The sequence below is a fragment of the Nonomuraea sp. NPDC050643 genome (genome assembly GCF_040654715.1).
Lineage (GTDB): Bacteria > Actinomycetota > Actinomycetes > Streptosporangiales > Streptosporangiaceae > Nonomuraea.
Genome location: NZ_JBFAIM010000083.1, coordinates 51,758 through 60,580, shown reverse-complemented (window position 1 = coordinate 60,580; position 8,823 = coordinate 51,758). Strand labels below are relative to the sequence as shown.

At 74.1% G+C, this 8,823-nt stretch carries 5 protein-coding genes; 2 read left to right on the top strand and 3 right to left on the bottom strand.

Going from position 1 to position 8,823, the window contains the following annotated elements:
- Positions 1-88 precede the first annotated feature (88 nt).
- From AB0I15_RS57895 to AB0I15_RS57885, 3 genes are all read right to left on the bottom strand, one after another.
- Complete coding sequence (locus AB0I15_RS57895; protein WP_358117266.1) at positions 89-934, bottom strand: ABC transporter permease; 846 nt, start codon at positions 932-934, stop codon at positions 89-91.
- Positions 931-1,737, bottom strand: coding sequence for an ABC transporter ATP-binding protein (locus AB0I15_RS57890; protein WP_358117264.1), 807 nt, complete (start codon positions 1,735-1,737; stop codon positions 931-933). Before AB0I15_RS57890 ends, AB0I15_RS57895 begins: the two co-directional genes overlap by 4 nt.
- A 64-nt stretch (positions 1,738-1,801) precedes the next feature.
- Positions 1,802-2,674: an alpha/beta hydrolase gene (locus AB0I15_RS57885; protein WP_358117261.1), complete on the bottom strand. Its 873-nt coding sequence runs from the start codon at positions 2,672-2,674 to the stop codon at positions 1,802-1,804.
- A gap of 103 nt (positions 2,675-2,777) precedes the next feature.
- Between AB0I15_RS57885 and AB0I15_RS57880 the strand changes: the two genes are divergently transcribed.
- Both AB0I15_RS57880 and AB0I15_RS57875 read left to right on the top strand, forming a co-directional pair.
- Complete coding sequence (locus AB0I15_RS57880; RefSeq protein WP_358117258.1) at positions 2,778-6,467, top strand: BTAD domain-containing putative transcriptional regulator; 3,690 nt, start codon at positions 2,778-2,780, stop codon at positions 6,465-6,467.
- Positions 6,468-6,907: 440 nt separating this feature from the next.
- A partial coding sequence (locus AB0I15_RS57875; protein ID WP_358117255.1) for a glycoside hydrolase family 3 N-terminal domain-containing protein occupies positions 6,908-8,823 on the top strand: 1,916 nt, incomplete at its 3' end.

Below are 8,823 nucleotides of genomic sequence, written 5' to 3'. Positions count from 1 at the left end.
ACGGCCTCGCCTACGACCCGGCCAAACACGGAGCCCTCCAGGCCCTCCTCAAACAAGATCAACCGGTGGTGGCTTGACACAGGGCTACTCATCCGTGCGGCCTCTCCGCGCACCACGGCAGCGCTCGCGCCTCGACGGCCCGGATCGCCGCGTTGACCAGCATGACCAGGGCGGCCACCACCACGATCCCGGCGAAGACGGTCGCGGTCTCGAACTGGCGCGACGAGCGCACGATGAGGAAGCCCAGCCCCTGCGTGGCCGCGATGAACTCACCGAGGATCGCGCCGACCATGGCGCGCGAGAAGGTCAGGCGGATGCTCGCCACGACGGCCGGCGCGGCGCCCGGCAGGACGATCGTCCGGACGAGCCGCGCCCCCCGCGCCCCCATCACCCGCGCCACCTCGACCAGCCCGGGATCGATGCCCCGCACCCCGGCCATCGTGTTGGCCAGCACGATCAGGAACACCATCAGCGCCGCCAGCAGGATCTTCGGCAGCAGGCCGAGACCGAACCACATGATGAACATCGGCGCCAGCGCGATCTTCGGGATCGAGTAGAACGCGGCCAGGAACGGCGCCGCGATCTCGTCCAGCACCGGCACGGCCACCAGGAGCAGCGCCGCGACCAGCCCCACGGCGATGCCGATGAGGTATCCGGCGCCCGCCTCGCCCAGCGTGACCGCGATGTGCCCCCACAGCCGCCCGTCGACGACCAGCTCCACCAGGCGGGCCGCGACCTCGGAGGGGCTGCTGACGTAGCGGCGTTCGACGGCGAGCGGCAGGCCGAACTCCCACAGCAGCAGGAGCGCCGCGCCGAGCAGGGCGATCCCGGCGCGTACGAGCAGCCGCTCCCGGGCGGCGGCGGCCCGGGCCCGGCCGGAGGCCCGCGCGAGCACGTCGGCCGAGTGCCCGCCGCGTACCGAGGAGAGCGTCATGTCGCCGCGATCTCCATGCGGATGTCGTCCCACAGCGCGTCGTACAACTCCCTGAACTGCGGGAGATCGTGGATGTGGAACACGTCGCGCGGCCGGGGGAGCCCGACGCCGTACTCCCGTTTGATGCGCCCCGGCCGGCAGGTGAAGGTGATGATCCGGTCGCTCAGGGCGATGGCCTCGACGAGGTCGTGGGTGACGAACAGCACCGTGGGCCGCCGCAGCTCCCACAGCTTGAGCAGCTCGTCCTGAAGGATGACGCGGGTCTGCGCGTCGAGCGGGCCGAACGGCTCGTCCATGAGGACCACGTCGCTCTCGTACGCGAGCGTGCGCACGATGCCGGCCCGCTTGCGCATGCCGCCGGACAGCTCGTGCGGGTAGTGGTTCTCGAAGCCCGCCAGCCCGACCAGCTCGATGAACTCCCTGGCCCGCCGGCGCCGCTCGTCCTTGGGCACGCGGCGCAGCTCCAGGCCGTACTCCACGTTGCGCAGCATGGAGCGCCACGGCAGCAGGTTGTCGTCCTGGGTGATGTAGCCGACCTCGGTGTTGACCCCGGTGACGGGGCGGCCGTGGTGCACGACCTGTCCGGACGACGGCTGCATCAGGCCGGCGAGCAGGTTCAGGACGGTGGACTTGCCGCAGCCGGACGGGCCGACCAGGCTGATGAACTCGCCGGGGCGCGCGGCGAAGGTCACGTCCTCCAGGGCGAGCAGTGGCTGCGCGGTCCGGCCCCGGGGGACGAACGCCTTGTAGACCGCCTCCAGGCGGATGGCCTCTTCGAGTGGTGGGTGGGCGAGATCTACCATTCGATCAGCTCCATACTGGATACCGAAGATGGTAGACCGTCTACGATTTAGATCAAGAGGCCGTTCACCTCGTGAGCAGGGCGCGCAGGGCCTTGACGACCTCGGCCGGCGACTCCTCGGCCATGAAGTGACCGCAGCTCACGGTGTGGTGCGCGAGATCGGGGGCCCAGGCCCGCCAGAGGGCCGCGGCGTCGTAGCCGAGGGCGGCGCCCCAGTCCTGCTGCAGCACCGTGACCGGCATCCGCAGACGGTTGCCGGCCTCGCGGTCGGCCGTGTCGTGCTCGACGTCCACCGTGGCCGTGGCCCGGTAGTCGGCCACGATCGAGGGGACCGCCTCGCGGCACGCCTCCAGATAGGCGGCGCGTACGTCGGCGGGGATCGCGTCCGGGTCCTTGGTCCACAGGTCGAGGAAATGGCCGAAGAACGCGTCCGCCGACGCGCTGATCATCGCCTCCGGCAGGCCGGGCGGCTGGGCCATCAGATACAGGTGGAAGCCGACGGCGGCGGAGGCGCCGCGCAGGACGTCCCACATGTCGAGGGTCGGCAGGACGTCCAGCGCGGCCAGGTGGGTGACGGCGGCCGGGTGGTCGAGGCCCGCGCGGACGGCCACCAGGGCGCCCCGGTCGTGGCCGGCCAGCGCGAAGTGGTCGTGGCCGAGGGCGCGGGCGAGCGCGACGACGTCGGCGGCCATGGCGCGTTTGGAATAGGTCCGCCCGTCGGTGTCGGCCGGTTTGTCGCTGGCGCCGTAGCCGCGCAGGTCGGGGCAGATCACCGTGTGGTCGGCGGCCAGGTCGGCGGCGACGTGCCGCCACATGAGGTGGGTCTGGGGGAAGCCGTGCAGCAGCACGACGGGGCTGCCCGAGCCGCCCACGGCGACGTTGAGCGTCACACCGCCGTCGACGGTGACGCGGCGCCGGGCGAATCCGGTGATGGTCATGGTGGTCTCCCTTTCGTGTCCGGCACCCACTGTGCGGCGCGCCGATCAGCACCTGGTCAGCACCGGGTCAGCCGGGCCCACCTGGGTGGATAGGTTGGTGGCGATGGTGTCCTTCGGTGTGCTGGGCCCGCTGACGGCCGACAACGACCAGGGCCCGGTCCGCCTCAAGGGGCCGCGGCACCGGGCCGTCCTGGCCCGGCTGCTGGTCGCCCGGGGCCGGGTCGTGCCCGTGTCGTGGCTGATCGACGACCTCTGGGACGCTCCGGGCGAAGGTGCGCTCGGGGCCGTGCAGACGTTCGTGGGGGCGCTGCGCAAGGCGCTCGAACCCGATCGGCCGCCCCGCACGCTTTCGCGGCTGCTGGTGACGGCGCCGCCCGGTTACGCGCTGCGGGCCGAGCCCGGGGCGGTGGACGCCTGGCGGTTCGAGGCGGCGGTCACCCGGGCGGGCGGGTCGCCGCCGGAGGCGGCCTTGGCGCTGCTCGACGAGGCGTTGGGGTGGTGGCGCGGGCCCGCGTACGCCGAGTTCGCCGGCCAGGACTGGGCGCGCGGGGAGGCGGCCCGGCTGGACGAGCTGCGGCTGCTGGCCGTGGAGCGCCGGGCCGAGGCGGCGCTCGGCTCGGGGCGGGCGGCCGAGTCGGTGGCCGACCTGGAGGCGCATGTGGCGGGCCATCCGCTGCGGGAGGACGGGTGGCGGCTGCTGGCCCTGGCCCTCTATCGGGGCGGGCGGCAAGGGGATGCGCTGGGGGTGCTGCGGCGGGCCCGGGTGGTGCTGCGGGAGGAGCTCGGGGTGGATCCGGGGCAGGGCCTGCGTGACCTCGAAGCCGGCATCCTCGCCCAGTCTCCGCACCTCACCGCCCGGCCTCCCTCCCCATCCGGCCCTTCAGAAGGGACGGCCGCGCCCCCGCCGTCCCCGGGACAGCGCGCCGGGGGCGACGTTGCGGGGAGCACCGTTGCCGGGGGCGCCTTTGCTCGGAGCGCCCTTGCCGGGAGTGCCTTCGCCGGGGGTGCCTTTGTCGGGCGGGTCGTGGAGCTGGGTGAGCTGGAGAGGGCCGCGGCTGAGGTGGTGACGGCGGGGCGGGCGCGGCTCGTGCTGGTGTCCGGGGCCGCGGGGGCGGGGAAGACCGCCCTGGCCGGGGCGCTGGCGGAGCGCCTGGAGGGTACGGGGTGGATCACGGCGCGGGGCGGCGGCACGGAACTGCCGGGCGCGCCGTCGGCCTGGCCATGGGCTCAGATCACCACCTCCCTCACCGCCGCCGGCCACCCACCCACGCCCGAGCCCTCCGGCGTGCCCGCGTTTCTTGACGTGCCGGCGTCCTCCGGCGGGGCCGGGCTCGCGGCGCGGTTCAGGCGGCACCGGAGGATTGTCGCCCACCTGGCGGAGGTCGCCGCCAAGGGGCCGGTGCTGCTGGTCCTCGATGACCTGCACTGGGCCGACGAGGAGACCTTGGCCCTGCTGACGACGCTGGCCACCGATCTCGGTGCCGCGCCCGTGCTGGTGGTGGGCACGTACCGGTCCACTGAGATCTCGGGCGGGCTGGCCGAGGCGCTCGGGCGAGTCGCGCGGGCCGAGCCGGTGCGCCTGTATCTCGGCGGGCTGGCCGCGCCGGAGGTGCGGGAGCTGGTTCGGGGGGTCACCGGTCGCGAAGTGGGGGAGGGCGACGCGCGGGCGATCCACGCGCGTAGCGGCGGGAACCCGTTCTTCGCCCGGGAGCTCGCCCGGGTCTGGGAGAGCGAGGGCGAGGCGGCGCTGCACACGGTTCCGGCGGGCGTGCGGGACGTCATCCGGCACCGCCTCGGCGGACTGTCCGAGACGGCGCGGGCCCACCTTCGTCAGGCCGCGATCCTCGGGCAGGAAGTGGATCTCGAGGTGCTGATCGCGCTGGCCGGTGACGAGGAGGCGGCTCTGGACTCCGTCGAGTCGGCCCTGCTCGCGGGCTTCCTCGTCGAACTGGACGCGGACCGGCTGCGGTTCGCTCACGCGCTGGTGCACGAGACCCTCTATGACGACATCCCCCGCGCCCGCCGGGCCCGCCGGCATGCCGTGGTGGCCGAACTCCTCGAACGGATGCGCCCTGGCGACGTCGAGGCCATCGCGCACCACTGCCTGCGCGCGGAGGGACGGGCGGGCGCGGCCCGTACCGCGCACTACGCGCGGGCCGCGGCCGAGCGGGCGGAGCGGCGATTCGCACCACACGAGGCGGCCCGCCTGTGGCGCGCGACGGTGACGGCCCTGGACAGCATGGGCGTCTCCGAAGAACGGGACCGCACCCCGCCGCCCCCGAACGGAGCCCCCGGCGTCGCTCCCGAACCGAACGCCACCCAGGACAAAGGCCCCGACCCCCGGCCGGAGACCCCCTTGAGCGATGCCCCCGGCTCCCGCCCGGAGAAGGGCCCCGATTCTCCCAATCGGGTGGAGGCGGTCTCGGGTGAGGGTGCTGATTCTCCTGCCTGGCGGGCGACGGTACCCGGCGAGGGCCTTGATTCTTCCGACCGGTCGGCAGGGTCTGGTTCTCGTGCCTGGTTGGAGGCGGTCATGGGGATGGTGAGGGCGTTGGCGGTGGTCGGTGAGCTGGGGGAGGCGCGGCGGCATCGCGCGCGGGCCGTGGACGTGGCCGAGGCCATCGGGGATCCGGTGCTGACCGCGGCGGTGATCGGGGCCTTCGACGTGCCCGCGATCTGGACGGCCAACGACGACCCCGCCCTGTCCGCCCGTCTCGCCACCGCCGCCGAGCGTACGCTGGCCGCCCTGCCGGACGGTTACGAGGCCGAGCGCGCCCGGCTGCTGATCACCATCGCCATGGAGCGGCGGGCCGACCCCGGCGGCAGCGGGGATCGGGCGGCCCGGGAGGCCGAGGCCATCGCGCGCAGGCGGGGCGACCTCACCCTGCTGGCCTACGCCCTCAACGGCCGCTACATGCAGACCTTCCACCGCGCCGGGCTCGCCCCGCGACGGGCGGCGATCGGGGAGGAACTGCTCGGGCTCGCCTCCGGCCGCGACGGCCTGGTGACGTTCGAGGTGCTCGGTCATCTGATCCTCGTCCAGGCCAGGGCCGCGCTCGCCGACCTCGAAGCCGCCGACCGGCACGCGGCCGCCGCCGACCTGCTCGCCGAGCGGTACGACCTGCCGCTGGTCGGGGTGTTCACCGGCTGGTACGCCGCCCTCCGCCTCGCCGTCACGGGCCCGGCGGACGAGGCCCGCGCCGCCTGCCGAGCGGCCGCCGCCCGGCTCACCGGGACCGGGATGGCCGGGGTGGAGGAGGGGATCCTGCCCCTCGCCCTGCTCTGCATCGACCTGACGGCAGGAGAAACCCTCCCCCCGAAGCCGGAATCGGAGGAGCAGGGATCGCGGGCGGAACCGGCGCCAAAGCCGGAGCCGGAGCCGGGGTCGGGGCCGGGGTCGGGGGTGGGTGGTGGTTGGGGGTCGTACGGGCCTTGGGTGCGGGCGGTGGTGGAGGGGCGGGAGGCGGGCGTGATTCCCGACTCCCCTCGTGACCTGCTCTTCGAGGCGAGGACCTGCCTGCACGCCCGGCTCGCGATCAAGGCGGGCGACCGGGCGGCGATGGAGCGCCTCCACGCCACGCTGTTGCCCGCCGAAGAGGAGCTCGCCGGCGCTGGGAGCGGCCTGGTCACGCTCGAACCCGTCGCGCTCTACCTCGGCCACCTGGCCGCCGCCCTCGGCTGGGACGGCCGGGCCGCCGAGCACTACCGGACGGCGGAGGCGGTCGCGGCGAAGGCCGGGGCGTCGCGCTGGGCCGCCGCCGCGCGCGCCGCCCGGCGGGAGCTCACCGCCTGACCTGCCAGGAACCGCTCAGGCGGGGCCGGGAAAATAGCGCGGTGGCCGGTGACTCCGACAAGACAAGCTTTCTCCTCCAAGCCCTCACTCTGACTTTCCGAAACTTTCGGGCAACTTAACGTCGGGACGTACCCGTACAGAGCTCGTGATTTCCATGCGACCTGCGGTGGTTGTCCGAAACATAGCAGTTGGTGCCACTCTTGACACGCCTCAACTGGGCCCATATGTTGCCGCAATATTAAACAGATCTGCATGAAAGTTTCGGCGTCACCCCCGTGAAACACCCCCCGAACTCATCGCGGGAGGGCGCCGTCAGCGGCCGAAGGGATGGCATGAGGGGCCAGGTACCAATCGACGCAGGCTCGGCGTCAGGCGAGAGCGAACCGTGGCGGGACGCCCGGTTGTCGCCCGCCGAGCGGGCCGAGGCGCTCATCCCGCTGATGACACTCGAAGAGAAGGTCGCGCAGCTCGTGGGGGTGTGGGTCGGCGCCGACGCCTCGGGGGGCGGCGTCGCACCGCACCAGACCGACATGGGGGCGGGGCCCGACTGGGACGACGCCATCCGCCAGGGGCTGGGCCAGCTCACCCGGCCGTTCGGGACGGCGCCCGTCGATCCGGTCGCGGGGGCGCGGTCGCTGGCCGCGTCGCAGAGGGAGATCGTGGCGGCCAGCCGCTTCGGGATCCCGGCGCAGGTGCACGAGGAGTGCCTGACCGGGTTCGCCGCCTGGCGGGCGACCGTGTACCCGGCGCCGCTGAGCTGGGGCGCCTCCTTCGACCCCGAGCTGATCGAGGAGATGGCCGGCCGGATCGGCCGCTCCATGCGGGCCGCGGGCATCCACCAGGGCCTGGCACCGGTGGTGGACGTGACCAGGGACTACCGGTGGGGGCGTACCGAGGAGACGATCGGTGAGGACCCGTACCTGGTCGGGACGCTCGGGGCCGCGTACGTGCGCGGCCTCGAGGGCGCGGGCATCGTCGCCACGCTGAAGCACTTCGCCGGCTACTCCGCCTCCCGTGGCGGGCGCAACCTCGCCCCCGTGCCGATGGGCCGGCGGGAATTGGCGGACGTCATCCTGCCGCCGTTCGAGATGGCCCTGCGCCTGGGCGGCGCCCGGTCGGTGATGCACTCGTACGCCGAGATCGACGGCGTCCCCGTCGCGGCCGACGAGAGCCTGCTGACCGGCCTGCTGCGCGACGAGTGGGGCTTCGACGGCGTCCTGGTCGCCGACTATTTCGCGATCCGGTTCCTGGAGCGGCTGCACGCGGTCGCCGCCGGGGCGGGAGAGGCGGCGGGGCTCGCCCTGCGCGCCGGGATCGACGTCGAACTGCCCACCGTGGACACCTTCGGCGCCCCGCTGATCGACGCCATCAAGGCGGGCACGGTCGACGAGGCGCTGATCGACCGGGCCCTGCGCCGCGTGCTGACCCAGAAGGCCGAGCAGGGGCTGCTCGACGCCGGCTGGCAGCCGCTGCCCGGCCCCGCCGAGGACGTGCTCCTCGACGACGAGGACAGCCAGGACCTGGCCCTGCGCCTGGCCCGCGCGTCCATCGTGCTGCTGCGCAACGCCGGCGGCGTCCTGCCGCTGGCCCCGGGCCGCCGGGTGGCGCTCGTGGGCCCCGTCGCCGACGACCCGATGGCGATGCTGGGCTGCTACGCCTTCCCCGCGCACGTGGGCCCGCACCCCGAGCACGGGCTCGGGCTGGACCTGCCGTCGCTGCGCGAGGCGCTCGGCCGGCTGGTGCCGGACCTGGCGTACGCGCCGGGCTGCGGCATCACGGGCGACGACACCTCCGGCTTCGCCGAGGCGGTCGCGCTGGCCGCCGAGAGCGACGTGTGCGTGCTCGCCGTCGGCGACCGGGCCGGGCTGTTCGGCCGTGGCACCTCCGGCGAGGGCTGCGACGCCACCGACCTGCGGCTGCCGGGCGTGCAGTCCGACCTGGTCCAGGCCGTGCTCGCCACCGGCACGCCGGTGGTGCTGGTGCTGCTGGCCGGCCGCCCGTACGCGCTCGGCGCGGACCTGGACGCCGCCCAGGCCGTCCTGTACGGCTTCTTCCCCGGCCAGCGCGGCGGACAGGCGGTGGCCGAGGTGCTCACCGGCGCGGTGAACCCGTCGGGCCGCCTGCCGGTCAGCGTGCCGCGCGACGCCGGCGGCCTGCCCTCGACCTACCTGGCGCCGCGCCTCGGCCGCCGCACGGAGGTGTCGTCCGTCGACCCGACGCCCGCGTACCCGTTCGGGCACGGGATCGGCTACACGACGTTCGAGTGGAGCGACGCCCAAGCGGCCGTCCCAACGGACGCCCCAACGGACGCCCCAACGGCCGTCCAAGCGGACGACGCAACGGACCACCAAGCGGC